The organism is Intrasporangium sp. Soil_C_50 (assembly GCF_057656595.1).
Genome location: NZ_JBDGKB010000018.1, coordinates 26,309 through 52,808, shown reverse-complemented (window position 1 = coordinate 52,808; position 26,500 = coordinate 26,309). Strand labels below are relative to the sequence as shown.

19 protein-coding genes are annotated in these 26,500 nt (G+C 72.7%); 17 read left to right on the top strand and 2 right to left on the bottom strand.

The window, feature by feature from the left end; genetic code table 11:
• Positions 1–7 precede the first annotated feature (7 nt).
• The 10 genes from AC3A5R_RS21765 (at position 8) to AC3A5R_RS21720 (ending at position 14,786) form a co-directional block, all read left to right on the top strand.
• A complete protein-coding gene (locus tag AC3A5R_RS21765; RefSeq protein ID WP_487622867.1) occupies positions 8–2,215 on the top strand; it encodes a bi-domain-containing oxidoreductase in 2,208 nt (735 codons plus the stop codon).
• Complete coding sequence (locus tag AC3A5R_RS21760) at positions 2,212–4,350, top strand: alginate lyase family protein (RefSeq protein WP_487622866.1); 2,139 nt, start codon at positions 2,212–2,214, stop codon at positions 4,348–4,350. The genes AC3A5R_RS21765 and AC3A5R_RS21760 overlap by 4 nt, the downstream gene beginning before the upstream one ends.
• Positions 4,347–5,969: a Wzz/FepE/Etk N-terminal domain-containing protein gene (locus AC3A5R_RS21755; RefSeq protein WP_487622865.1), complete on the top strand. Its 1,623-nt coding sequence runs from the start codon at positions 4,347–4,349 to the stop codon at positions 5,967–5,969. The genes AC3A5R_RS21760 and AC3A5R_RS21755 overlap by 4 nt, the downstream gene beginning before the upstream one ends.
• Positions 5,966–7,735, top strand: coding sequence for a hypothetical protein (locus AC3A5R_RS21750; RefSeq protein WP_487622864.1), 1,770 nt, complete (start codon positions 5,966–5,968; stop codon positions 7,733–7,735). The genes AC3A5R_RS21755 and AC3A5R_RS21750 overlap by 4 nt, the downstream gene beginning before the upstream one ends.
• Entirely contained in the window at positions 7,732–9,099 is a 1,368-nt protein-coding gene (locus AC3A5R_RS21745) for a hypothetical protein (RefSeq protein WP_487622863.1), read from the top strand. The genes AC3A5R_RS21750 and AC3A5R_RS21745 overlap by 4 nt, the downstream gene beginning before the upstream one ends.
• Positions 9,100–9,278: 179 nt before the next feature.
• Positions 9,279–10,481 carry an HAD-IIIA family hydrolase gene (locus AC3A5R_RS21740; protein WP_487622862.1) on the top strand — a complete coding sequence of 401 codons (1,203 nt, stop codon included), beginning with the start codon at positions 9,279–9,281 and terminating at the stop codon, positions 10,479–10,481.
• A gap of 4 nt (positions 10,482–10,485) precedes the next feature.
• On the top strand, positions 10,486–11,631 hold the full coding sequence (locus AC3A5R_RS21735) for a glycosyltransferase family 4 protein (RefSeq protein WP_487622861.1): 1,146 nt from the start codon (positions 10,486–10,488) through the stop codon (positions 11,629–11,631).
• On the top strand, positions 11,628–12,752 hold the full coding sequence (locus tag AC3A5R_RS21730) for an NAD-dependent epimerase/dehydratase family protein (protein ID WP_487622860.1): 1,125 nt from the start codon (positions 11,628–11,630) through the stop codon (positions 12,750–12,752). The genes AC3A5R_RS21735 and AC3A5R_RS21730 overlap by 4 nt, the downstream gene beginning before the upstream one ends.
• Complete coding sequence (locus AC3A5R_RS21725) at positions 12,749–13,486, top strand: nucleotidyltransferase family protein (protein WP_487622859.1); 738 nt, start codon at positions 12,749–12,751, stop codon at positions 13,484–13,486. The genes AC3A5R_RS21730 and AC3A5R_RS21725 overlap by 4 nt, the downstream gene beginning before the upstream one ends.
• Positions 13,487–13,493: 7 nt before the next feature.
• Positions 13,494–14,786, top strand: a complete 1,293-nt coding sequence (locus AC3A5R_RS21720; protein ID WP_487622858.1) for a glycosyltransferase — start codon at positions 13,494–13,496, stop codon at positions 14,784–14,786.
• Here the strand turns inward: AC3A5R_RS21720 and AC3A5R_RS21715 are convergent.
• Positions 14,737–15,450, bottom strand: coding sequence for a phosphatase PAP2 family protein (locus AC3A5R_RS21715; protein WP_487622857.1), 714 nt, complete (start codon positions 15,448–15,450; stop codon positions 14,737–14,739). The two genes, AC3A5R_RS21720 and AC3A5R_RS21715, sit on opposite strands and share 50 nt — an antisense overlap.
• A gap of 131 nt (positions 15,451–15,581) precedes the next feature.
• Between AC3A5R_RS21715 and mfd the strand changes: the two genes are divergently transcribed.
• From mfd to AC3A5R_RS21700, 3 genes are all read left to right on the top strand, one after another.
• Entirely contained in the window at positions 15,582–19,229 is a 3,648-nt protein-coding gene (gene mfd / locus AC3A5R_RS21710) for a transcription-repair coupling factor (RefSeq protein WP_487622856.1), read from the top strand.
• A 34-nt stretch (positions 19,230–19,263) separates the two neighbouring features.
• On the top strand, positions 19,264–19,851 hold the full coding sequence (locus AC3A5R_RS21705) for a hypothetical protein (RefSeq protein ID WP_487622855.1): 588 nt from the start codon (positions 19,264–19,266) through the stop codon (positions 19,849–19,851).
• Between the two features lie 92 nt (positions 19,852–19,943).
• A complete protein-coding gene (locus AC3A5R_RS21700; RefSeq protein WP_487622854.1) occupies positions 19,944–20,855 on the top strand; it encodes a nucleoside triphosphate pyrophosphohydrolase in 912 nt (303 codons plus the stop codon).
• Positions 20,856–21,026: 171 nt separating this feature from the next.
• Here AC3A5R_RS21700 and AC3A5R_RS21695 read toward each other — a convergent pair whose 3' ends face one another.
• On the bottom strand, positions 21,027–22,430 hold the full coding sequence (locus AC3A5R_RS21695) for a sugar transferase (protein ID WP_487622853.1): 1,404 nt from the start codon (positions 22,428–22,430) through the stop codon (positions 21,027–21,029).
• A gap of 413 nt (positions 22,431–22,843) precedes the next feature.
• On the opposite strand from AC3A5R_RS21695, the gene eno reads away from it, so the two are divergent.
• The 4 genes from eno (at position 22,844) to AC3A5R_RS21675 (ending at position 26,495) form a co-directional block, all read left to right on the top strand.
• Positions 22,844–24,145, top strand: a complete 1,302-nt coding sequence (gene eno / locus AC3A5R_RS21690; RefSeq protein ID WP_487622852.1) for a phosphopyruvate hydratase — start codon at positions 22,844–22,846, stop codon at positions 24,143–24,145.
• Positions 24,146–24,447: 302 nt separating this feature from the next.
• Positions 24,448–24,873, top strand: a complete 426-nt coding sequence (locus AC3A5R_RS21685; RefSeq protein ID WP_487622851.1) for an FtsB family cell division protein — start codon at positions 24,448–24,450, stop codon at positions 24,871–24,873.
• A 55-nt stretch (positions 24,874–24,928) separates the two neighbouring features.
• The gene (locus tag AC3A5R_RS21680; protein WP_487622850.1) at positions 24,929–25,528 is read left to right on the top strand and encodes a DUF501 domain-containing protein; all 600 of its coding nucleotides are present in this window, start codon (positions 24,929–24,931) and stop codon (positions 25,526–25,528) included.
• On the top strand, positions 25,521–26,495 hold the full coding sequence (locus AC3A5R_RS21675) for a Ppx/GppA phosphatase family protein (RefSeq protein ID WP_487622849.1): 975 nt from the start codon (positions 25,521–25,523) through the stop codon (positions 26,493–26,495). The genes AC3A5R_RS21680 and AC3A5R_RS21675 overlap by 8 nt, the downstream gene beginning before the upstream one ends.
• Positions 26,496–26,500 lie beyond the last annotated feature (5 nt).

The window sequence follows — 26,500 nt, the reverse complement described above, 5'->3', positions numbered from 1 at the left end:
GAATGAGATGAAGCAGGTTGCCCAGAACTACCGGTCCGGTGAGCTCGTCGTGCTCGACGCGCCGGTTCCTGCCTGCAAGCCGGGTGGGGTGCTCGTGCGCACCCTCTACTCCCTCATCTCGACGGGGACCGAGCTGATGAAGGTGACCGAGGCGCGCCTGTCGCTGGTCGGCAAGGCTCGAGCCCGTCCCGACCAGGTCAGGAAGGTGCTCGACTCCGTCGCCCAGCAGGGCCCGGTCGCCACGTACAAGAAGGTGACCTCGACCCTCGACAGCTACACGCCGCTCGGCTACTCGCTCTGCGGCGTCGTCGTCGAGGTGGGCGCCGGGGCAGAGGAGTTCGCCGTCGGCGACGTCGTCGCCGCGGCAGGCAACGAGTTCGCCCTCCACGCGGAGCTGAACTGGGTGCCGACCAACCTGTGCGTGCCGGTGCCGCAGGGCGTTCGCGGCGAGCACGCAGCCTTCGCGACGGTCGGCGCGATCGCGATGCAGGGCGTGCGTCGTGGCGAGCCGCAGCTGGGGGAGACCGCGTGCGTCATCGGCCTCGGCCTCGTCGGGCAGCTCGTGGTGCGGCTCCTGCTGGCCGCCGGCGTGCGCGTGGTGGGCATCGACACGGTGCCGGAGCGCTGTCGTCTCGCCGAGCAGGCCGGTGCCTTGGCCTGCGCGGGCCCGGACCCCGAGGGCGCGGACTACGTCGAGCAGGTGCTGCAGACCACCACGAACGGCCTCGGTGCCGACCAGGTCTATCTGGCCGCCGGAGGCGACACCAACGGACCGGTCGAGCTCGCAGTCCGTCTTGCGAGGGACCGGGGCCGCGTGGTCGACATCGGCAAGACGCGGCTCGACCTGCCCTGGAACGCCTTCTACGAGAAGGAGATCGATGTCCGCTTCTCGCGGTCCTACGGTCCCGGGCGCTACGACGACCGTTACGAGCTGGACGGCGTCGACTACCCGCCCGCCTACGTGAGGTGGACCGAACGGCGCAACCTCGGCTGCTTCCTCGACCTCGTAGCGCAGGGTGCGGTCGACGTCGGCCCGCTGGTGTCCGGCGTCCACCCGATCGGCGAGGCGACGCACGTCTACACCGGCCTGCGGGACGGCTCGCTCCGCGGCATCGGCTTCCTCTTCGAGTACCCGCGCCCCGAGGCGGGCAACGGCTCGTCGAACGGGCACTCCCACACGGCGACACCGGACCTGCCCGTCAGGGCCGTGTCCCGGGTCACGGTTCGCCCCCCGACCGACGGGACCGGCTCGCTCCCTCAGGTGCGGCTCGGCTTCATCGGTGCCGGCAGCTACGCCACCTCGATGCTGCTGCCGCACCTCGCCAAGGACCCCGGAGTCACCCTCGCGAGGGTCGCGACCACGCGCTCGCTGTCGGCCGTCAACGCCCAGCGCAAGTTCGGGTTCCGCGACGTGGCGACCGACGCCGACGCGGTCCTCGACGATCCCGCCGTCGACGCCGTGTTCGTCGTGACGCGTCACCACTCCCACGCCTCCTTCGTGTGCCGGGCCCTGGAGGCCGGGAAGGCGGTCTTCGTCGAGAAGCCCCTCGCGCTCACGGAGCCCGAGGTCGACCGCGTGCTCGACACGGTGGCCAGGACCGGCAACGACCGCGTGATGGTCGGCTTCAACCGCCGCTTCGCCCCGCTGTTCTGCGACCTGCGACGCCGGTTCGGCGCGCCCAGGGGGCCGATGAGTGTCCGCTACCTCGTCAACGCGGGTCGTCTCGACCCCTCGAGCTGGTACCTCGACGAACGGCTCGAAGGGTCGCGGTTCCTCGGCGAGGGCGGCCACTTCATCGACACCGTCAGCGCCTGGATCGGCCGTTCGCCCGTCGAGGTCGTGGCCCACCAGACCTCCAACGGCCTCAATCTCGAGGCCCTGCTGCGCTACGACGACGGGTCCCTCGCGACGATCGCCTACAACACCGACGGCGACAGCCGCTTCCCCAAGGAGACCCTGGACGTCACCGGGAGCGGACGCAACGCCCGGCTGGACAACTTCACCCGGGCCACCGTGTGGGGCCGTTCCGGCCGGAGCGTGAAGCGATCCGTGACGGGGCAGGACAAGGGGCAGCGCGCCGAGCTGGGCGCCTTCGTGGACGCCGTTCGCACCGGAGGCCCGATGCCCATCGACCTCGACTCCCTCGCCGCGACGACCCGGGTGACGATCGCCGTCGACAGGAGCCTGGCTCTGAAGGGGCCGGTCGTCCTGTGAGCCGACCTCTGGAGTGGTACGTCCACCGGCTGCGGGGCATGCCGCCGAGCGAGATCGCCTCCCGCGTGGGCGACCACGCCCGCCATCTGGTGTGGAGCCGCCGCCAGGTGGCGCCCCATGACCTCTCGGACCTGGACGGTCCGGTGCCGAAGCTCCTGCCGGAGCGCCGGTTCGTCTCCGTCCTCCCCGACAGCCTCGCCGAGGCGGTCCCCCGGGAGGCGAGGGAAGCCGTGGTCGCGGCCGCCGACCGGCTGCTCGCCGGCGACTGGACGGTCCTGGGTCGACGCCGCCCCGACATCGTCGACCCTGACTGGTTCCTCGACCCCGTCACCGGCCGCCGCGCCCCGCAGGCCCAGCTCGCCTTCGCGATCGACCACCGCGACGAGCGGTCCACCGGCAACGTCAAGGCGGTGTGGGAGCTCTCACGGCACCACCACCTCACCGTTCTCGCAACGGCCTGGTGGCTGACGGGCGACGAGCGTTACGCCGCAGTGGTGGCCGCGCAGCTGCGTTCCTGGTGGCGCGCCAACCCGTTCCTCTCGGGCGTGCACTGGACCAGCGGCATCGAGCTCGGCGTGAGGCTGGTCAGCTGGGTCTGGGTGCGTCGGCTCCTCGACGGGTGGGCAGGCGTCGCAGACCTGTTCGACGACAACGAGCTGGCCCTACGCCAGATCGCCTGGCACCAGGAGTACCTCGCAGCCTTTCGCAGCCGAGGGTCCTCCGCCAACAACCACGTCGTCGCCGAGGCCTGCGGCCGGTTCGCGGCCTCGTGCGCCTTTCCCTGGTACGCGCCGAGCGAGCGGTGGCGCGAGCAGTCCGCCCGCGAGCTGGTGACGGCGCTCAGGCGCAACACCTTCGCCAGCGGGGTCAACCGTGAGCTGGCGACCGACTACCACCGGTTCGTCACCGAGCTCGGCCTCGTCGCGCTCGCAGAGGGCGACCGCGCCGGCCACCCGTTGCCGGAGCCGACGCGTCGCCTGCTCGTCGCCTCGCTCGACGCCGCGGCGGCCCTCCTCGACGACGCCGGACGAGCCCCCCGACAGGGAGACGGTGACGAGGGACGCGGGCTGGTGCTCGAGGCGCCGGACGCCGACCCGTGGCGGACCCTGCTCGACTGCGGCGCCAGCGTATTCGGGTCGCTCGGGTGGTGGCCGGAGGTCGGCGCCGGGGTCACCGGCCACCTCGTCGCAGCGATGACCAGCCCGACCTCGCTGCCGGACCGGCCTCCGAAGGCGCCCTCCGCCTTCGCGGACGCCGGCATCCGGATCCTGCGGACGCAGCCGGTGCCGGGGGAGCCCGCGCTGTGGTGCCGGTGCGACGGCGGTCCGCACGGGTTCCTGTCGATCGCCGCCCACGCGCACGCCGACGCCCTCTCGCTGGAGGTGCGGCACGGCTCGGTCGACCTCTTCGCCGATCCCGGAACCTACTGCTACCACGGCGAACCCGAGTGGCGGAGCTACTTCCGGTCGACGCGGGCGCACAACACCATCGAGATCGACGGGACGAGCCAGTCCGTCGAGGGCGGCCCGTTCCTCTGGCGCACGCACACCGACGCCGTGGACGAGCCGGTCCACGGGCGTGCGGGCGTGTCCGGCCGGGACACGCAACGATCCGGTGGCCCGGCTCGACCGTCGTGGGCAGCGCACCACACCGGCTACGCGCGTCTGGATCCGGCATTCCGGCACACGCGACGGGTGACCCTCGACCCCGACACCGGCGAGCTGCAGGTCGTCGACACCCTCGTCGGATCGTCGCGGCACACCGCGCGGCTGTTCTGGCACCTCGGTCCGGTGGTGTCTGCGACGCTCGACGGGTGCTCGGCCCACCTGTCGTGGGCCGGGGACCACGGCCCGTGTGAGGCCACCGTCGCGCTCCCGTCCCAGCTGCGCTGGACCGCGCACCGCGGTGAGACCGACCCGGTGCGCGGCTGGTACTCGCCGCGGTTCGGAGAGCGCGAACCCAGCACGACGCTCGTCGGCGTCGCCGAGTGGACCGGCATCCTCACCCTCTGCACGACCCTGCGGCTGCAGCCGTCCTCCCTGCAGCCAGCCGCGAAACCGCAAACCGCGGTGGTGCCCGGGGTCCCGGAGATAACTTTGACGCAGGTTCTCGAGCTTCCGGGGGGAAGGCAGTGAGCGAGCAGATCGTCGACCTCCGGTCGGTGTGGGCCATCCTGCGACGGCACACCGGCCTGCTCGTCGCCGCGTCCGCCCTCGGGGGGCTGGCGGGCGGAGCAGCGTTCCAGACGCTTCCTCCGGTCTACAGCAGCACCACCCTGGTGCTGTTCCCGGCGACGTCGGCGAGCGCCGCGGCTCAGGCGACCGCCCACGCGATCGAGACCCAGGCCGAGATCGCCTCCAGCGACACGGTGCTCGCACGGGCGGGGCAGATGGTGCGCGGCCGCCCCTCCGCGTCGGACGTCGCGGACCTGGTCACGGTCGAGACGCCCACCGACGACGTCCTCACGGTCACGGCACGGGGGGCCACGGCGGCGGAGGCCGAGCAGCTCGCGACCGCGGTGGCCAAAGCCGACGTCGACTACCTCCAGGAGATCGCCACCCCTCCGGCCAAGGACGAGCGCGCCTCGATCGGCAAGCGCAGGTCCACGCTGGCCGAGAGCCTCGCCGCCGTGCAGGAGCAGCTGGCCCGGACGACGACCCGTCTGCGCGCCGAGGGTGCCTCCTCGCCCGGAGGAAAGACCGATGCCGTGGCGCTCGCCCAGCTCACCGCGCGCCAGGCCGACCTCGTGCTCCAGATCGACGCCATCGACCGGCAGCTGGCGACCCAGACCACGACCGACACCGCTCCGGCGGCGGGCCCCCGTCTGGTCGGAGCCGCGACCCCGGCCCGGACCCTGTCGCCCATCGCCCGGGGTGCCACGTTCGTCGGCGCCGGCGCCGCCGCGGCCTTCCTCGCGATGGCGGCGCTGATGATCCTGCGCGGACGCAGGGAGAAGGCGTTGCGCTCGCGGGACCAGATCGCGGACAGCATCGGGGTGCCTGTCGTCGCATCGCTCGCGAGCCGGCCGCCCCGCTCCGTGGCGGGATGGGTCAGCCTCCTGCGCGGCTACGACCCCGAGAGCACGGAGGCCTGGGCGCTTCGCCAGGTGCTGCGGCGCTTCGCCTCGGGCGCCACCGGTGTCACCGGCGCCTCGGGAGCGTCCGGACCTTCCGGGCCGCTGCCCGGTGCTGCCAAGGGCGCGCAGCGTCTCGTCGTCCTCACCCTCGCCGGCGATCAGGCCGCGCTGACGTTCGCAGCCCAGCTCGCCTCGTTCGCAGCGGCGACCGGCGTCCGCACCCAGCTGGTCGTCGGGTCGAAGACGCAGGAGTCCACGAGCTCGCTCCGGGCGGCGTGCTCGCGTGTCGGCAGCGAGGACGAGCTGAGGTCCGGCCTCTTCGTGGACAGTGGCTCTGACGCACCGGCGAGGGGGGACCTCGTGGTGCAGACCCTCACCGTGAGCCGCCAGCAGCCCGGGATCCAGCTCGGGCCGGGCGAGCACGCCGTCGCCCTGCTCGCGGTGTCCTCCGGCGGAGCGACCGGCGAGGACCTCGCCAGGGTCGCTCTGGCCGCCGATGACGCGGGTGTGCCTCTTCGGGGGATCGTCGTCGCGAACCCCGACCCGCTCGACCGCACCACCGGGCGCCTCCTGCCCACCCAGCGAGCGCTGCTGGCTCCGCTGCCCTCGCTCATGACCGGACCCGCCGACCACGACGACGACCCGCCGGGGTCGGCTCCCCGCCGGAGGCAGGGATGATCGACCTCTCCTGGACGATCGGTGAGGAGCGCGAGGTCGAGCTGACGGAGGCGCCGCGGCCCGTGCTCAGCACCTGGAACTACCTGCGCACCGCGTTGCGGCGCGGCTGGCGGATCTGGGTCGGGCTCACCGCCCTGGGTGCCGTGCTCGGCCTCGTCGCGATCGTGCTTGCGCCTCCTGGCAGCACGGCGAAGGTCACCCTCCTCATGGCGCACCCGGCGAGCATGGACGGGCCCCAGGGCATCGCGATGGACGTGAGCCTGCTGAACACCCGCGAAGTGTCGCAGCGGGCCGTCCGGGCGCTCGGTGTCGGACTGACGCCCGAGGCCTTCCGCGCTGCGGTCAGCGCCGAGGCGGTCACCAACGAGGTCCTCGCCATCGCCGTGGTGGGGCCGGACGACGCCTCCGCGTCGGCCCGGGCGGACGCGCTGGTGCGGGCGTACCTCGACTTCCGGACCACCCAGCTGAGGTCCCTGACCAGCGGCATGCGTGCGCAGTACGCCTCCCGCGTCGCGGCGGCGCAGCGTGAGGTCGCGGCGCTGACGAGGCAGTTCGAGCAGCTGACCGCCCAGGGGGCCGCCGCCCAGAACGGCGCGTTCGACGCGCTGTCCCGACGCACCGACCTCAACAAGCAGATCGCCGACTGGCAGGCGGCGAGCGACAGCGCGACGCTGGACACCGACGCGGCCATCGAGTCGACGCACGTCATCGACCCCGTGCACGCGGACGCGTCGTCGACGAAGCGTGCGCTGGTGCTGGCCGTCGGGTCCGGCATGACGGTGGGCGCGGCATTGGGGGTGGCGTTCGTCATCTTCCGGGCCCTCGTCACGGAGCGGCTCCGTAGGCGGCAGGACGTCGGGGTCGCCCTCGGGTCGCCCGTGCGCTTCAGCGTGCGATCAACGGGGCCGAGACGCCGCGGGCGCGGCCCGCTGGGTCGAGCGTTCCGGGCCCGCGGGACGTGGCGGGGCAACGACCTCGGCACCCTCGCCCACGGGCTGCAGTCGGCCCTCGGACCCGGGCTCGGTCTCCCGGCGCCGACCTCACCCGTCCCGGTCGCGGCATCGGACGCGTCCGGCCCCAACGGTCGACGGGCGGGGGCCGTGGCCGGCGAGCCCAACGGCTCGCGGCTGCTGGCCATGACGTCGACGCGGGCCGAGACGCTGGTCGGTGCCGCGCCGGCGTCAGGCCCTTGTACCGGTGTCGCCCTCGCGGCGATCGGCAACGTCCTGGCAGCCGCCGACGTCGTGGGTGCCGCTGCCGCCCGTCTGCGCGACCGGGGCAGCGCCGTCCTGGTCGTCGACCTCAGCAAGGACGGGGTGCTGTCCGGCCGACCGCGCGGACGGGCCGGCGGCAGGCGCGCGTCGGTGGAGGGAGGCGCTCCGCGGGAAGGCACGTCGGTCGTGCTGCGGCCCGACGACATCCCGGAGCTCGCGACCGGACCGCGTGAAGGCGCCTCGGCCGGCCTGGTCGACGTGCAGGGAGCCTCGTGGCAGGCCGCCTGGGACTCGGCGCACACCGTGCTCGTCCTGCTCGAGGTCGACCCGGGCATCGACGTGGACCACATCGGCACCTGGGTGGACCAGGTGGTCCCGCTCGTGTCGGCCGGAACCTCGACCGCCGAGCTGCTCAGCACAACGGGCGACCTGGTCCGCGAAGCCGGTCTCGCGCTGCCCTTCGCGATGATGGTCGGGTGTGACGCGACCGACGAGAGCCTCGGGAGGGTGCGCCCGGCCGAGGACGGCGTCGAGGCGGTGAGCCGACCGTGAGGATCGCGGCTCCGGGTCCGCACTGGCTCGCGGGTGGCACCGGTGCGCGGGGCGAGCTGCACACCAGCGCCGCTCGTCTGCCGAGGCTGGTGCTGCTGGCATGGGCGGCACTGTTCTTCAACGTCCTGACGCCCGGGGGCAGCGCCACCATCCTGCCGATTCCCTACTCCGTGGGGCAGGCGATGGCGCAGGGCTCGCTGGTCCTGGCACTCCTGTTCGCCCTGCTGGCCAATCCGCGGCTCGTGGTCCGCCCCACGCTGCTCCTGGTGCTGCTGTCGACCTTGGCGGTCGCGGCGCTCGCCGTGAGCCTGCACAGCGAGTTCTTCGTCGGCTCGACCTACCGGGCAGTCCGCCTCATCGGTTTCGTGACCTGCCTGTGGCTGCTGACGCCGTGGTGGGGACGTTCGGACCTCGTACTGCTCCGGTGCCACCGCGTGTGTCTCGGCGCCATCGTCGGTTCGGTCGTCGTGGGACTGGCGATGGCGCCCGGTACGGCGTTCAGCGCCAACGGCCGGCTCGGCGGGGCGCTCTGGCCCATGCCGCCGACACAGGTGGCGCACTACGGTGCCGTGCTGCTCGGCACGTCGGTGATCCTCTGGATGTGCCGCGTCATCACCGGCCGTCATGCCGCGGTGCTCATCCTCGTCGCAGCCGCAGTCATCCTGGGCACCCATACGCGGACAGCCTTGCTGGGACTGCTGATCGGTCTGGTCGTGGCCGCCGGCAGCCTCTTCCTCGGCCACGCCCGGGTGCGTCGGACCGCGGTGTGGACGCTCGTGGCCGGGCTCGCTGCGGGAGCCCTCTTCGCGGGCCCGGCCATCGGCTGGCTCTCCCGCGGCCAGTCCGCGGAGGACGCCGCCCAGCTGACGGGGCGCACGAAGGTGTGGGACGCGGTGAGCCAGACGGGCCGTCCCCTGGTGCGGGAGATCTTCGGCAACGGACTGTCCAACAAGTCGTTCGAGGGGCTGCCCGTCGACAGCGGCTGGGTGGCGACCTTCGTGGACCTGGGGTGGCTGGGCATTGTGATCCAGACCAGCATGCTTCTCCTGCTGCTGCTCATGGCGATCACGCGCGTCCGTGGTCCTCGTCGGGCGCTGGCACTCTTCCTCATCCTCTACTGCATCGTCGCCTCGATCACCGAGACGGGTCTCGGCGACGCCTCGCCGTACCTGCTCGACCTCGTCGTCGCGGCTTCGCTGCTCGTGAGCGAGCCCCGCCGGCCTGCGTGGCGGCCGATCACCGGGCAGGGCACGAAAACCGAAGCACACCAAAGTAGTTCATCGAACTCATCGATGCGTGGGGATGCCGTCTCCGCATCGGGCGACTTCACGGGAACACCGACGCGCAGGCCGCGCCGTATCTAGCATGTAGGTGTCGGTCCGAGGGAGACGTTCAGGTCTCCGCCACTGGGGAGTGGATGGGACCGACGATGGTGGGAGGGGACCAGAATGAGGTGTCGTCACATGGGGTGCGCAGACCTGCTCGAGCGAGCACGGCGCGCTCTCGGGCCCGGTCGGGTGTGGTCCGGGGCGGGTGGTCGGTGATGGGCCGCAGGGGGGTGCTGCTCGATCGTGACGGCACCATCAACGTCGACCACGGGTACGTCGGAGCCGTCGAGGACGTCCATTTCGTCGAGGGCGCCATCGAGGCGATCGCGCGCCTCAACGCAGCGGGGATCCCGGTCGCGGTGGTGTCGAACCAGGCGGGCGTGGCGCGCGGGATGTACGAGCTGGCCGACGTCGACCTCGTGCACAAGCACATGTCTGCGGAGATGGCCCACCTCGGGGCCCACGTGGATGCCTGGTTCTTCTGCCCGTACCACCCCGACGGGATCGTCGCGTCGTTCGCCCGGGTCAGCCAGGACCGCAAGCCCGCCCCCGGGATGGCGCTGGCCGCGGCCACGGCGCTCGACCTCGACCTGACGGCGTCGTGGGTCGTCGGCGACCGGGAGAGCGACGTCGGACTGGCGCGGGCCGTCGGGGCCAGATCCTTCCTCATCGACCCGGACGGCGACACCGCAGCATCGGGGGACGTGACCGTCGTGACCGACTTGGCGTCGGCGGTCGAGCACATCCTGGTCGACCACGCGCGCTCGGGCGCCTCGTCGGCGGCGTCCCCGGCGCGGCCGACGTTCCCGGAGAGCCGGTTCGCCGACGCCGGAGCCTTCGCGAGCGCCTACGTCGACGAGCTGTCCCACGCCATGGCGTCGGTCGACCCGGCGCAGGTGCGTGCGGCCGCGTGTCTGCTCGACGCCGCCTACGACCGGGGTGCCACGGTCTTCTCCTGCGGCAACGGGGGATCGGCGTCCATCGCCAACCACTTCCAGTGCGACCACGTCAAGGGCGTGCGCGTCGGCACCGACCTGCTGACGAGGGTCCACAGCCTCAGCGCCAACATGGAGATCCTCAGCGCCATCGCCAACGACAACGGCTACGAGAACGTCTTCGACTTCCAGCTGCAGTCGCAGGCCCGTCCCGGTGACGTGCTCGTCGCGGTGTCGTCGTCGGGTCGTTCGCCCAACATCGTGCGGGCGCTCGAGTGGTGCGCCGCCCACGGCGTGGAGACCGTCGCGTTGACGGGCTTCACGGGTGGTCCTGCGCGGGACCTGGCGACGGTCTCGATCCACGTCGACTCGCTCAACTACGGGGTCATCGAGGACTCGCACCAGGCCTGCATGCACCTGCTCGCCCAGTACGTCCGCCAGTCGAGGATGTCGGCGAACGACGTTGCGGCCACAGTGTTCTGAGCACATGCGCGTCGCCATCAACCTGCTGACCGACGACCCGGACAACCCGTCCGGGGCCCATTGGTTCTGGACCCGCGTCATCCGCGAGATGGGCGGGATGCTCGCCGAGGGCGAGGAGCTCGCTCTGGTCGTCGGGCGCCGGTCCAAGGGGCTGCACCAGGGGTACGGACGCGGCGTCCGCTACCTCACCTTCCCGTGGTCGAACGAGCGCCGGAACCTGCGCACGCTGAGCGAGCAGCTGTATGCGCCGGTGCGGTTGCCGCTCGGTGGCGTCGACGTGTTCAGCACGCTCATCGCCCCGCTGGTCCGACCGGCCCCCGGCGTCGTCGCACACATCAAGACGATGCACGCGTTCACGACGCCCGACGCCCTGAACCCCGCCGTCCGGCTCTACCGTTCGGTCGGCTACCCGCACACCGTCAAGGTGGCCGACGCGATCATCCTCAACTCTGAGAGCCTGAGGGCCGAGGTGCTGAGGTACCTGGACGTCGACCCGGGCAAGCTGCGGATGATCCCGGAGGCCGTCGACCACGAGGTGTTCCGGCCGGGCGACCCCGTCGAGGCCGCCGACCGCCTCAGGCAGCGGCACGGCATCGACCGGCCGTTCGTCCTCTTCGTCTCGTCCCTGTGGCCGTACAAGAACTGCGACGGCCTGATCCGCGCGTTCGCGGCAGCGCGTCCCCACCTCGAGGGGCGTGGCCTCGTCGTGGTCGGTCCGGGACGCGACACCACCTACGTCGCACGGCTGCGCTCGCTCGCCGCCTCGCTCGGTGTCGGCGACGACATCACCTGGGTCGGCGGCGTGACGCTCGAGGAGACGGTCGACTTCTACCGTGCGGCAGACGTCTTCGCCTACCCGTCGCACAACGAGACGTTCGGGCTGCCGCTCCTCGAGGCGATGGCGTGCGGCTGCCCAGTGGTGACGTCGAACCGCACCGCGATGCCCGAGACCGCCGGCGGGGCTGCCGTGCTCGCCGACCCCGACGACCCGGACTCCATCGCGTCGGCGATCCTGACGGCCCTGGCGGAGGGGGAGGCCCTGCGTCCTCGGGGCCTCCAGCGCGCCGGGGAGTTCACGTGGCGGCACACGGCGAAGCGGACGCTCGAGGTGTACCGCGAGGTGCACGCGAAACGGAGGGGGCAGCGATGAGGATCCTCGTCACGGGCGGAGCCGGTTTCATCGGCTCCCACACGTGCGACCGGCTGGTCGAGCTGGGGCACGAGGTGACCGTCCTCGACGCCCTGACTGCGCCGGTGCACCGCGACGGCGTGCCCAACCACGTCACGCCCGGCGTCCGCCTGTGGGTCGGCGACGTGCGCAACCGCGACCTTCTCGCCGGCCTGCTGCGCGATGCCGACGCCGTCTACCACTTCGCCGCCTACCAGGACTACCTCACCGACTTCGCCCGCTTCTCGTCGGTCAACGTCGTCTCCACCGCCCTCATCTACGAGATCGCGGTGGCCGAGGGGCTCGGCCTCCAGCGGATCGTCGTCGCCTCGTCGCAGTCGGCGATGGGCGAGGGGCTCTACCGGTGCGCCGAACACGGTGACCAGACCCCCGACATGCGCCCGGAGACGGCCCTCGAGCGGCAGGAGTGGGACCACACCTGCCCCGAGTGCGGACGACCGCTGGAGATGCAGCGCACGCCCGAGCGGGTCTCCAACCCGCAGAACGCGTACGGGATGTCGAAGTACGGCGAGGAGATGGTCGCGGTCAACCTCGGCCGTCGCTACGACATACCGACGGTGGCGCTGCGCTACAGCATCGTGCAGGGGCCCCGGCAGTCCATCTACAACGCGTACTCGGGGGCCTGTCGCATCTTCTGCCTCCACTACCTCCTCGGCAGCGCCCCGACGCTCTACGAAGACGGCCTGATGATCCGCGACTACGTGAACATCCACGACGTCGTCGCCGCCAACGTGCTCGTCCTCACCGACGAGCGGGCGGTGGGTCGGGTGTTCAACGTGGGCGGCGGCGTCGGCTACACGACGGAGCAGTTCGCCGAGGTCGTGCGGGCCTACTACGGATCCGACGAGCCGGCGCACGCCTCGGGGGAGTACCGCTTCGGCGACACCCGGCACATCCACTCGGACATCTCCGCGCTGCAAGGCCTGGGGTGGCGGCCGCGGCGCACCCCCGCCGACTCGGTGGCCGAGTACGCCGCCTGGCTCCAGGGCATGCCGGGCCTGGATGACGTCCTGGCCGACGCCGATGCGAAGATGCGCCGGCTCGGCGTCGTGCGTCGGGCCCGTGGGCGGGTGGAGGCATGAAGGCGTTCCTGCTCGCCGCCGGCCTGGGCACCCGACTGAGGCCGCTCACCGACACCGTGCCGAAGTGCCTGGTGAGCATCGACGGGACCCCGTTGCTCGACCTCTGGATGGAGGCGCTGGCCGCAGCCGGGGTCACGGAGGTGCTCGTCAACCTGCACCACCTCCCCGAGCAGGTGGACCGGCACCTGGCGCGGCGGCCCCAGCCGGTCGCCGTCCGGACCGTCTTCGAGCCCGCGCTCCTCGGCAGCGCCGGGACGTTGCTGCATAACCGGGAGTTCGTCGCCGGGGAGGACGTGTTCCTGGCCGTCAACGCGGACAACCTCACGGACTTCGACCTCCGCCTGCTCGTGGAGGCGCATCGCTCCAGGTCAGCGCTCGCGACACTGGCCCTGTTCCGCGCCCCCGACCCCACGCGGTGCGGTGTCGTCGAGGTGCGCGACGGCGTCGTCGCGTCCTTCGAGGAGAAACCGCAGCAGCCGAGGGGCGACCTCGCCAACGCCGGTCTCTACGCGTTCAGCCCTGACGTGCTCGACCTCGTGGCCGAGCCACTGCCACGCGACCTCGGGGGTGACCTCCTGCCGCTGCTCGTCGGGCGAGCGCACGCGCTGAGCATCGGGGACGCGTACTTCATCGACATCGGCACGCCCGAGGCGCTGGCCCGGGCCGAGCGGGAGTGGCCGCGGCTCCGGCACGGCTCCCTGACAGACGCCGGTGGCCGCCGGACCTCGGGGTGAGGGTCGGGTGAGCGCGGACGTCACCGACCCCACCGCCCCGGAGCAGCCCCGCCGGGCCGACCCGGAGCACGCACCGCTGCTCATCGCCACCATCGCCCGCGAGCAAGGGATCACCGGCGTCCACACCCACGTGCGCCAGCTGCGTCGCTACCTGGAACGCCGGGGTGAGCCGGCCGAGCTGCTGACGCCGCACAGCTGGGCCCAGGGGCCGGACGGCTCGCTCCTTCGCGGCGTGGCACTGGTGCCGCTCTTCGGCGCCCGCGTGGTCCTCGAGCGGGTCTGGGGCCCGGCCAACGTGTGGTGGTACCGCACGTCGCACGAGCTCGTGCTCCGTCGCGTCCTGCGCCGGCGCCTCGCCGCCGAGGGCCCCTGCACGGTGTACGCCCAGTGCCCGGTCTCGGCGCGGGCGGCGCTCGCGGCCCGGTCGGGACCGCACCAGCGCGTCGTACTGGCCGTGCACTTCCGGATCTCCCAGGCCGACGAGTGGGCCGACAAGGACCAGATCCGACGTGGCGGACGCGTCCACCGGTCGATCCGCGCCACCGAGCGCGACGTCCTCCAACGCGTCGACGGGCTGGTGTTCGTCTCCGCCTGGGGCAGGGACGCCGTCCGCGAGTGGCTTCCGGAGGTGGATCACGTGCCGACGGCCGTCCTGCACAACTTCGTCCAGGTGCCACCGGCCGACCCCGCCGGGGCGAGGGTTGGCGACCTGGTCACGGTCGGCAACCTGGAGTCGGTCAAGAACCACCGCTTCCTCCTGCACGTCCTGGCCGCGGCCCGGCAGGCCGGGCACGTCTACTCCCTCGACATCTTCGGCGAGGGGGTCGAGCGCGCCCGCCTGCACGACCTCGCTCGGGAGCTCGGGCTGGGCGACCGGGTGCGCCTGCATGGGTTCCAGAGCGACGTCCAGCTCCGGCTCTCCTGCTACGCGGTGTACGTCCACGCGTCCTACTCCGAGTCCCTCCCTCTCGCGATCATCGAGGCGATGGCCGCGGGCCTTCCCGTCGTCGCCGCCACGGCGGGTGGTGTCGCCGAGCTGTTCGACGATCCCGGGGAGGGGCGGTTCTGGCCGCTCGACGACCCGGCAGCAGCGGCCCGCATCCTCGTCGGCCTGCTTGAGGACCCGGCGGAGCGGGCTCGGGCGGGCGAGGCGGCTCGGGTGAGGTTCCTCCGGGACTACGACGCCGACGTCGTCGCTCCTCGACTGCTCGAGTTCCTTGCCGTGCCATCGGTCCCGGGTCGGCCCCGGGTCAGGGATCGTGGACGGCGCCCACGCCGCGCTGGGCGTCGCGATCCGTGACGGGCCGCTGACGGTGGGCCTTGCGGCGCAGGTCCGTTCGGCTGCCGACGGCAAGGAGGGCGACCCCGGCCAGCGCGCCACCGAGGACGTCGGTGGCCCAGTGCGCACCCGACACGAGGAGGCTGGTCGTGAGGAGTGCGCCTGCCGCCACCACGGGGGCCCACATCCACCAGCGCACGCGCGGCGAGAGGACGAGCAGGCACCCGCCCAGGCAGACGACGAGGGCCAGGGTGTGACCCGACGGAAACGCGCCACCGCTCTCGGTGACGAACCCGTGCGGGTCCGATCGGTGCACCGCTGCCTTCGCGCCCAGGGCGAGGACTCCCGACACCACGGCCAGCACGAGGGCCAGCACTGCAGGCCACCAGGACCGTCGCCACAGCGACGCCGCGAGCGCCGTGGCGCCCAGGACCAGGTACATACGCTCGGGGCGCAGGCGGCTCATCCACGGGCTCCAGCGGTCCTGGGGCTCGTTCCACGCGTCCCCCGGCCGCAGCCGGTGAAAGACCGACTCGTCGACGGCCTGCGTCGCACGGCTGAGGACCAGGACGGTCACAACGACGAACAGCAGGCAGGAGGCGATCGCCAGCCACCTCGCGAAGCCACCGCCCCGCCCCGGCCGGCCCGTGCCCGTACGCGGCCCCTCACCCGCCACCGGGCTCACGCAGCCGTCCTCCGTGTCACCGCCATCGACTCATGCTCCACCGGCACGACGCCCGGGGCGCGGCTTTCACCGAACTCCCCGGGTGACGCGTCGTCGGAGGACCGGGCCGGCGCCAATAGACTGTCGGCCTGATGCCGCACCCTCTTCTCTCCGCCTTCACGGCGCTGCCCGACGTCCGTCACGTGACCGAGCAGGTGGGCCGGGCCCGCCTCGTCGACGTGTCCGCGAGCGACGGCACCCGCCCGTTCCTCGTCTCCGCCCTCGCCGTGCGGGCCGACGCCGTGCACGGCGGTCCCGGCGCGGCCCCGGTCGTCGTCGTCACGGCGACGACGCGCGAGGCCGAGGACCTCGCGTCGGCGCTCGGCTCGTTCCTGCCGGCCGACCGCGTCGCCGTCTTCCCGTCGTGGGAGACCCTCCCGCACGAGCGGCTCTCGCCGCGTAGCGACACCGTCGGTCGGCGCCTGGCCGTGCTGCGTCGCATCTCCCACCCCGACCTCTCCGACGCGACGTACGGCCCGCTGTCGGTCGTCGTCGCCCCGGTCCGCGCGGTGCTGCAGCCGATCACGCGCGGCCTCGGCGAGCTCGAGCCGGTCGCCCTGAGGAGCGGCGACGAGCGCCCGCTCGAGGACGTCGTCGACGCCCTCGTCGCGGCGGCCTACACCCGCACCGACCTCGTGGAGCGACGGGGCGAGTTCGCTGTGCGCGGCGGCATCCTCGACGTCTTTCCGCCCACCGAGGAGCACCCGGTCCGCGTCGAGTTCTGGGGCGACATCGTCGAGGAGGTGCGCTGGTTCAAGGTCGCCGACCAGCGCTCGCTCGAGGTGGCCGAGCACGGCCTCTGGGCGCCGCCCTGCCGCGAGCTGCTCCTCACCGATGCTGTCCGCGAGCGCGCCCGGGTCCTGGCCGACCAGCTGCCCGGCGTCGCCGACATGCTCGCCAAGCTCGCCGAGGGCATCGCCGTCGAGGGCATGGAGTCCCTCGCCCCGGCGCTCGTCGACGGCATGGAGTCGGTGCTCGACGTCCTGCCGCAGGCCTCGACCGTCCTGCTCGCCGACCCCGAGCGCATCCGCCGCCGCGCCCACGACCTCGTCGCCACGAGCGAGGAGTTCCTCGAGGCGAGCTGGGCCAACGCCGCCGCCGGCAACGACGTGCCCGTCGACCTCCAGTCGCTGCTCGGCAGCGCGTCCTACTGGACCCTCGCCCAGGTGCGGGCGCACGCCACCGCCCACGAGCGTCCGTGGTGGACCCTCACCCCGTTCGCCGCCGACGACGAGCTCGTCATCGAGGACGACGACGTCGACGAGCGCCTCGCGGTGCGCACCACCGACGCCGAGGCCTTCCGCGGCGACACCGAGCGGGCCGTCGCGCACCTGCGCGAGCGGACCCGCGAGGGCTGGGTCGTCGCGGTCGTCACCGAGGGCCCCGGCCTGGCCAAGCGCGTCGGGGAGGTGCTGCGCGAGCACGAGGTGCCGGTGCGCTCGCTCGACCGCTCCCTCGACGCCGGCTCGGCCGACCCGCTCGAGGCCGGCCTCGTCACCGTCACGTGCATGCCGCTCGGGCGCGGCTTCGTCCACGAGGGCGCCCGCCTCGAGGTCGTCACCGAGACCGACCTCACCGGGCAGGCCGGCTCGACCTCGACCAAGGACATGCGCCGGATGCCCTCGCGCCGGCGCAACCAGGTCGACCCGCTCCAGCTGCGCCCCGGCGACCACGTCGTGCACGAGCAGCACGGCGTCGGCCGCTTCGTCGAGATGATGCAGCGCACCGTCGCCGGTGCCACCCGCGAGTACCTCGTCATCGAGTACGCCGCGAGCAAGCGCGGCCAGCCCGGCGACCGCCTCTACGTGCCCACCGACCAGCTCGACCAGGTGACGAAGTACGTCGGCGGCGAGCAGCCCACCCTCAACAAGATGGGCGGCTCGGACTGGACCAAGACCAAGTCGCGGGCCAAGCGGTACGTCAAGCAGATCGCCGCCGACCTCATCCGGCTCTACAGCGCGCGGCAGGCCACGAGGGGCCACGCGTTCGGGCCCGACACCCCGTGGCAGCGCGAGCTCGAGGAGGCCTTCGCCTACGTCGAGACCCCCGACCAGCTCAGCAGCATCGACGAGGTCAAGGCCGACATGGAGAAGCAGGTCCCGATGGACCGGCTCATCTGCGGCGACGTCGGCTACGGCAAGACCGAGATCGCGGTCCGCGCGGCGTTCAAGGCGATCCAGGACGGCAAGCAGGCGGCCGTCCTCGTGCCGACGACCCTCCTCGTCAGCCAGCACCTCCAGACCTTCTCCGACCGGTACGCGCAGTTCCCGGTCGTCGTCAAGGCGCTGTCGCGGTTCCAGACCGACAAGGAGGCGCGCGAGGTCGTCGACGGCCTCGCCGACGGCAGCATCGACCTCGTCATCGGTACGCACCGTCTGCTGTCCAAGGAGATCCGGTTCAAGGACCTCGGGCTCGTCATCGTCGACGAGGAGCAGCGCTTCGGCGTCGAGCACAAGGAGCTGCTCAAGACGATGCGCACCGCCGTCGACGTGCTGTCGATGTCGGCCACCCCGATCCCGCGCACCCTCGAGATGGCGGTCACCGGCATCCGCGAGATGTCCACTCTCGCAACGCCGCCCGAGGAGCGCCATCCGGTGCTGACCTTCGTCGGCGCCTACGACGAGAAGCAGATCACCGCGGCCCTGCGCCGCGAGCTGCTCCGCGAGGGCCAGGTCTTCTTCGTCCACAACAAGGTCAGCACTATCGAGAGGGCCGCGAGCCGGCTGCGCGAGCTCGTGCCCGAGGCGCGCATCGCCACGGCGCACGGCCAGATGGGCGAGCACCGCCTCGAGCAGGTCGTCGAGGACTTCTGGCAGAAGCGTTTCGACGTCCTCGTCTGCACGACGATCGTCGAGACCGGCCTCGACATCAGCAACGCCAACACCCTCATCGTCGAGCGGGCCGATGCCTTCGGCCTGAGCCAGCTGCACCAGCTGCGCGGACGCGTCGGGCGAGGCCGGGAGCGGGCGTACGCCTACTTCCTCTACCCGCCCGAGAAGCCGCTCACCGAGACCGCCCACGACCGGCTGCGCACCATCGCCAGCCACACCGACCTCGGCGCCGGCATGCAGGTCGCGATGAAGGACCTCGAGATCCGCGGTGCCGGCAACCTCCTGGGCGGCGAGCAGTCCGGCCACATCGAGGGCGTCGGTTTCGACCTCTACGTGCGGCTCATCGGCGAGGCCGTCGCCGACTTCAAGGGCGAGACCACCGACGTGCCCGCCGAGATCAAGATCGAGCTGCCGGTCGACGCCCACCTGCCGCACGACTACGTGCCGGGGGAGCGGCTGCGCCTCGAGGCCTACCGCAAGCTCGCGACCGTCGAGACCTTCGAGGCCGTCGACGAGATCGAGGCCGAGCTGCGCGACCGCTACGGCGCCCCGCCCAAGCCGGTCGAGAACCTCCTCGAGGTCGCCCGGCTGCGGGTCGTGGCACGGCAGGCCCGCATCGGCGACATCGGCGTCCAGGGCCGCACCGTGCGGTTCGGCCCGGTCACCGATCTGCGAGAGAGCCAACAGCTTCGGCTCATGCGCCTCTACCCCGGCACCATCGTCAAGGAGGCCCTCGGCACGATCCTCGTGCCGGCCCCGATGACGGCCCGCGTCGGCGGCAAGCCACTGCGCGACGTCGAGGTCCTGACGTGGGCGCGCCAGCTCGTCACCGCCGTCCTGCTCGACGACATCGCCGCCGGTCACGCCGCGGTGAGCGCCGGTGCCGGCACGCGTACGGGTGCCCCGTAAGATGACTGACGCATCCGCCCGAGGAGGAAACCCAGTGAAGTCTCTGCCAGCACGGCCCACCATCACGGGTCGGCGCGTCGCCGCGGCACTCGTCGCGGGCGCGAGCGCCGTCTCGCTCCTCGGTGGGTGCGGCTTCGCGACGCGACAGCAGGCCGCGGCCGTCGTCAACGGTCACGTCATCTCCGAGGCCGACGTGCAGGCCTCCCACGACCAGCTGCAGGCGGCCAAGCTCGACTTCAGCGAGGACGCCATCGTCATGGGCCTCATCGCCGCCCCGCTCCTCGACGAGGCGATGCAGGTCTCGGGCGGCTGGAAACCCGACCAGACCTACGCCGCGGTCCTCGCGACGATCCCCAACCCGACCCAGACGACGAAGGACTTCGTCGCCGCGGCCGCGCTCGTCAACTCCCAAACGATGACGCCCGCCGAGGTCGCCGCCTACCGCAAGGCCCTCCAGAACGCCGACATCTCGCTCAACCCGAGGTTCGGGACGGTCAAGAAGGTCGACCAGGCGCCGGTGTACTTCACGTTCGGCACGGCCGACCCCGACTGGATCAAGCCGCAGACGAACGCGCCCGCGTCGGGCAGCAACCCGGCCCCGGCCGAGACGACCGCGCCCTGACCGGCCGTCTGGTCCTGCTCGTCTCGACGCCGCGCATCGCGCCGGGGCTGCTGACGCGCGAGGCCTGGGCCACGCTCGAGGGCGCCAACACGGTGTGGGGCCTGCCCGACGAGCCGCAGGTCGCCGCGATCGTCGACGCCGGCGTCGAGGTGGGCCTGCCCACGCTCGAGGTGTCCGGCGACGGTGACGACGCGGGCGTCCTCGCCGCCCCCGACCTGGCACGCGCACTCGTCGCGGCGACCGACCGGGGTGACGTCGTGTGGGTCGGCTCCGCCGACGGCGACCCGGGCCTCAGCGACGCCGTCGCCGTCGAGGTGAGCCGCCTGCAGGAGGCTCCCGACGTCGAGCTGCTCATCGCCTCCTTCGACGTCCCGGGCTCGCGGCTGCTCGACGTCGTCGCCGTCATGGACCGGCTCCGTTCGCCCGGGGGCTGCCCGTGGGACGCCGAGCAGACCCCGCAGACGCTCGTGCCCTACCTGCTCGAGGAGGCCCACGAGGCCATCGAGGCCATCGAGTCGGGCGACCCGGGGCACGTGCGCGAGGAGCTCGGCGACCTCCTGCTCCAGGTGGCCTTCCAGGCGCGCGTCGCCGAGGAGCACCCGACCGAGCCCTTCGGCATCGACGACGTCGCCGGCGAGCTCGTCGACAAGCTGGTGCGCCGCCACCCGCACGTCTTCGCCGACGTCGAGGCCGACACCCCCGACGCCGTCGCGGCCAACTGGGACCAGATCAAGGCGGGGGAGAAGCAGCACCGCACCCACCCCGTCGAGGGTGTGCCGACCTCCCTGCCGGCGCTGGCCCGGGCCGAGAAGTACGTCGGCCGGCTCGAGAAGGCCGGCCGCGGCGACCTCGTCGACGCCGCCGCCACGGGCGAGGACGTCGGCCCGCGCCTGCTCGCGCTCGTGCGCGAGGCCCGCGCGGCGGGCGTCGACGCCGAGGGCGCGCTGCGGGAGACGCTGCGCCGCCTCGCCGAGGCGAGCGCCGACGGCCCCGACGCGTCCTGACCGACGCGTGCTGACCGACGCATCCTGACCGACGCGTCCCCGGGTGTCCCGGGGCCACGCCACCCGGATGAGCGGCGTGGCCCCGTCCCCACCCCACGGCGGTCAGGGATGCACCGCGGGAGAGCCCCGCCGGACGCGGTCAGGACGCGACCGGCGGGAGCCGGTGTGCCGTCAGTAGGCGCCCCGCGAACGGAGCACGGCGAGCACGGTCCTGGTGAGGATCGAGAGGTCCTGGACGACGGACCAGTTGTCGACGTAGTAGAGGTCGAGGCGCACCGTGTCGTCCCACGACAGGTCGCTGCGGCCGGAGACCTGCCACAGGCCGGTGACGCCGGGGCGCACGTGGAGGCGACGCTGCACGTCGGGGGCGTAGCGACGCACCTCGGCCGGCAGCGCGGGCCGAGGGCCGACGAGGCTCATGTCGCCGTTGACGACGTTGATGAGCTGGGGCAGCTCGTCGATCGAGTAGCGCCGCATGAAGGCGCCGACCCGGGTGATGCGGGGGTCGTGCTGGGCCTTGAAGAGGACGCCGTCGGCGTTCTGGTTCAGGTGCGTGACGCCGGCGAGGCGGGCCTCGGCGTCGACGACCATGCTGCGGAACTTCAGGCACTCGAAGAGCTCGCCGTCGCGGCCGACGCGGGTCTGGCGGAACAGGACCGGACCGCCGTCCTGCAGCTTGGTGGCGATGGCGAACACGAGCATGACCGGCGCGGCGAGCACCAGCAGCAGCGTGCCGCCGACGAAGTCGAAGGCCCGCTTGGACCACCGGGCGGCGCCGAGGCTCTGCGGCGGCTCGACGTGCACGAGAGGGAGTCCACCGACCGGGCGCATGGACATCCGTCCGGAGGAGATGTCGCTGAGGCTGGGCACGACGGCGAGCTGCACGTCGTGACCCTCCAGCTCCCAGGCAATGCGACGGAAGTCGATCGGGGCGGGAAAGGCACCCTCGGTGAAGACGATGAGGTCGGCCTTGGCATCGAGGGCGGACCGTGCGACGCGGGTGGTGGTCCCGACCACGGACACGCCACCCGGGGTCTCGCGGACCGGGTTCGACGAGGGGACCAGCGCGCCGACGATCTCGTAGCCGAGCCAGCTCTCGCGGCGGAGGACGGACGCGACGTCGTCGACGTGCGAGGGCGAGCCCGCGAGGACCACGCGGGTGAGCAGGTGTCCGCGGCTGTGCGCCTGACGGGCGAGGCGCCGCGCGCTCCAGCGCCAGGTCAGCTGCACCGGGACGCCGATGACGAACAGCATCACGAAGAAGCCGCGGGACAGGTTCAGCTGGGTCAGGTAGCTGACGATGCCGATGCCGCCGGCCACGAAGCCGGCCGCCACGAGGACCTTCGCGTACTCGGTGGTGCCCACCCCGAGGTTGCTGCGTGCGTAGCTGCCCACGAAGGCCAGGCAGAGCATCCAGCCGACGACGATCCACGGGCCGGCCGCCTGGGCGATGGCCTGGACGTCGTTCGTGACGACGAAGATCGGCAGCCGGTCGCGGCTCATCGCCGCCAGCGCCGTCGCCGCGACGATGACCACGAGGTCACCGCTGGCCATGACGAGCTGGAGCAGTCGCACTCCGCGTGATCGGTTCGACAGCGGTTGTGCTGTCGGACGAGCGCTCACGTCGACGGCATAGGCCCCGACTTCGCGCATGGGTACAGCCATAGAACACCCCACCCCCTGGACGCCCCCTCGGCGTCACGCACCTCGGTACTCCCACCCCCCCGGATGGATGTCCTGAGTATGTCGAAGATTGGTCAAGCGCTGGTAAGGAATTGGTAAAACCAGCGGCGTTCCTGCGGTGATCTTGCGATTGCCTGGGACAGAACCGTCCAAACCGGACACCGGCTCGAGCGACCCCCTCCCGATCCGACCGTGACCGCATGCCGGGTCGGTCCGACGGCCCTCGGTCCGCACGGGCTACGCTCGGTGGCGACAGTGGCCGGGCACCGGCCGCACCCGTCCCGAGCACCACCACAGGAGAGTCAGTGGCCACCATTGAGGAGATCGGAGCCCGGGAGATCCTGGACTCGCGCGGCAACCCCACCGTGGAGGTCGAGATCCGTCTCGACGACGGCACGTTCGCCCGCGCAGCCGTCCCTTCGGGCGCCTCCACCGGCGCCTTCGAGGCGTCCGAGCGCCGTGACGGCGACAAGGGCCGCTACCTCGGCAAGGGCGTCGAGCAGGCTGTCGATGCCGTCATCGAGGAGATCAACCCGCGCCTCGTCGGCTTCGACGCGAGCGAGCAGCGGCTCATCGACGCCGAGATGCTCGCGCTGGACGGCTCGGCCAACAAGGAGACCCTCGGCGCCAACGCCATCCTCGGCGTCTCGCTCGCCGTCGCCCATGCCGCCGCCGAGTCGGCCGGCCTGCCGCTGTTCCGCTACGTCGGCGGCCCCAACGCGCACGTCCTGCCCGTGCCGATGATGAACATCCTCAACGGTGGGTCGCACGCCGACTCCAACGTCGACATCCAGGAGTTCATGATCGCCCCGATCGGCGCGCCGAGCTTCCGCGAGGCCCTGCGCTGGGGAGCCGAGGTCTACCACGCCCTGAAGAAGGTCCTGCACGACCGCGGCCTCGCCACCGGCCTGGGCGACGAGGGCGGGTTCGCCCCGAACCTCGAGTCCAACCGCGCCGCCCTCGACCTCATCCTCGACGCCATCCGGGCGGCGGGCTACGAGCCGGGCCGCGACATCGCCCTCGCGCTCGACGTGGCGGCGTCCGAGTTCTTCGAGGACGGCTCCTACGCGTTCGAGGGTGCGAGCAAGTCGGCCGACGAGATGGTCGCCTACTACGCCGAGCTCGTCGAGGCCTACCCGCTCGTGTCCATCGAGGACCCGCTCAACGAGGACGACTGGGACGGCTGGAAGTCCATGACCGACCTGCTCGGCTCCAAGGTGCAGATCGTCGGGGACGACCTCTTCGTCACCAACCCCGAGCGCCTGGCCCGTGGCATCGGGTCGGGCACGGCCAACGCGCTGCTCGTCAAGGTCAACCAGATCGGCACGCTGACCGAGACCCTCGACGCCGTGACGCTCGCGCAGACCAACGGCTACCGCTGCATGATGAGCCACCGCTCCGGCGAGACCGAGGACGTCACGATCGCCGACCTCGCCGTCGCGACGAACTGCGGCCAGATCAAGACCGGCGCCCCGGCCCGCTCCGAGCGCGTCGCGAAGTACAACCAGCTGCTGCGCATCGAGGAGGAGCTCGACGACGCCGCGGTCTACGCCGGCACCAGTGCGTTCCCGCGCTTCGACGCCGCCCGCTTCGGCAGCGAGGGCTGAGTCCCGTGGCCGACCGCACGCCGCCCCGCCCGGGCCGCTCGTCGTCGTCCTCGGCGTCGGGCCGCCCCGGTGGTGGCGGTGCGCGGTCTTCCTCCTCGCGCGCCTCCAGCCCGCGACCGTCCGGGTCGGGCACCCGGTCGACGGGCACCCGGTCGACGGGCACCGGAGCGCGCTCGACGGGCTCACGAGCCGCGTCGGCGGGCACCCGTCCCGGCACCTCGCGAGGCTCGGCCCGCCCCAGCCGGCCCGGCCAGGGCAAGGAGCGTCCGGCGCGCGCCGCGCGGGCCCGGACCGCCGCGCCCGTGGCGCCGTCCGCGTCGACGGCCTGGGTCCGGGGCGCCATCCTGCTCGGCATCCTCGTCATGCTCGCCGTGACGATCGTGCCCACGCTGCGCTCGCTCATCCAGCAGCGCGGCGACACCGCCGCGAAGCAGGCACAGGTGCAGCAGCAGCGTCAGGACGTCCAGGACCTCCAGCGCGAAGCCGCGCTGTGGAAGGACCCCGCCTACATCGAGCTGCAGGCCCGCGAGCGGCTCAAGTTCGTCCGTGTCGGCGACCGGGCCTACACCGTCATCGACCCGAGTGGCGCCGACACGAGCGCCGCGGCCGCCGCCAAGCCGGTCGTCGCCGCGCCGATGGCCAACGACGCATCACCCTGGTACGGCAAGGTCTGGCAGTCGGTCCAGATCGCCGACCGGCCCACCGCCGGGCTCGCTCGCGGCCGGTGAGGCCCGTGTGGGATCCTCGTGCGGCCACCCGCCCTCGACCGGAGCACCCGCACCCGTGAGCCAGACCCCGCGCCAGCCCGACGCCTCCCAGCGCGCCGCCGACCCCGCCGACCTCGACGCCGTCGAGCGCCAGCTCGGCCGCCGCCCGCGCGGCGTCGCCGAGGTGGCACACCGCTGCCCGTGCGGCGAGCCCGACGTGCTGCGCACCGAGCCGCGGCTGCCGGACGGCACGCCGTTCCCGACGACGTACTACGCCACGTGCCCGCGCCTCACCGGCGCGGTCAGCACGCTCGAGACCGGCGGCCTCATGAGGGAGATGACGGCCCGCCTCGGTGCGGACGCCGAGCTCGCGGCCGCGTACGCCGCGGCCCACGAGCACTACCTCGCCCGGCGCGGCGAGCTCGGCGATGTGCCCGAGATCGACGGCATCTCCGCCGGCGGCATGCCGACGCGCGTCAAGTGCCTCCACGTCCTCGTCGCGCACTCGCTCGCGGCGGGTCCCGGGGTCAACCCGCTCGGCGACGAGGCCCTCGAGGCGCTCGGCGACTGGTGGTCACCGACCTCGTGCGCGGCGGTGCACGCCGCCGAGGACGCCGCGCGCGCGTCGGGCGACCCGGAGCAGGAGACCGTGGCGAGGGAGGGCTCCGATGGCTGAGGGCCGGGTCCGGGTCGGCGCCGTCGACTGCGGCACCAACTCGATCCGCCTCCTCGTCGCCGACGTCGACCCGGCCGGCGGTGCCCTCGAGGACGTCCTGCGCCGGATGGAGATCGTGCGCCTCGGCCACGGCGTCGACCGCACCGGCGTCATCGCCCCCGAGTCGATGGAGCGCACCCTGCGGGTCACCCGCGAGTACGCCGCCCAGTGCCACGAGCTCGGCGCCGAGCGCCTCCGGTTCGTGGCCACGTCCGCCTCGCGCGACGCCCGCAACGCCGGCGAGTTCATCGAGGGCGTCCACGAGGCCTTCCGCGAGCACGTCGGCGTGGCCGTGTCACCGGAGGTCGTCTCGGGCGACGAGGAGGCCGCGCTGTCGTTCTCCGGCGCCACGGGCGGCCTCACGGCGCGCGGCATCGCCGGCCCCTACCTCGTCGTCGACCTCGGCGGCGGCTCCACCGAGCTCGTCCGCGGCACCGACCACGTCGAGGCCGCCCGGTCGGTCGACATCGGCTGCGTGCGGATGACCGAGCGCCACCTCGCGAGCGACCCGCCGACCGACGAGGAGGTCGCCGCGGCGACCCGCGACATCGACGCCGCCCTCGACCTCGCCGAGTCGACCGTGCCGCTCGAGGGCATCCGGGCCCTCGTCGGCCTGGCCGGCAGCGTCACGACGATCACGGCCCACGTGCTGCGCCTGCCCGCCTACGACGCGACCCGGATCCATCTGTCCCGCCACCCGGTCGAGGCGGTGCTCGCAGCCTGCGACGACCTCCTCGGCATGACCCGCGCCGAGCGGGCAGCCCTGCCGTACCTGCACCCCGGCCGCGTCGACGTCATCGGCGCCGGGGCCCTCGTGTGGCGACGCGTCGTCGAGCGCCTCGTCGACAGGTCGGGCATCCCCGACGTCGTGACCTCCGAGCACGACATCCTCGACGGCATCGCCCTCAGCGCCGCGCGTCGCGGCTGACGCGG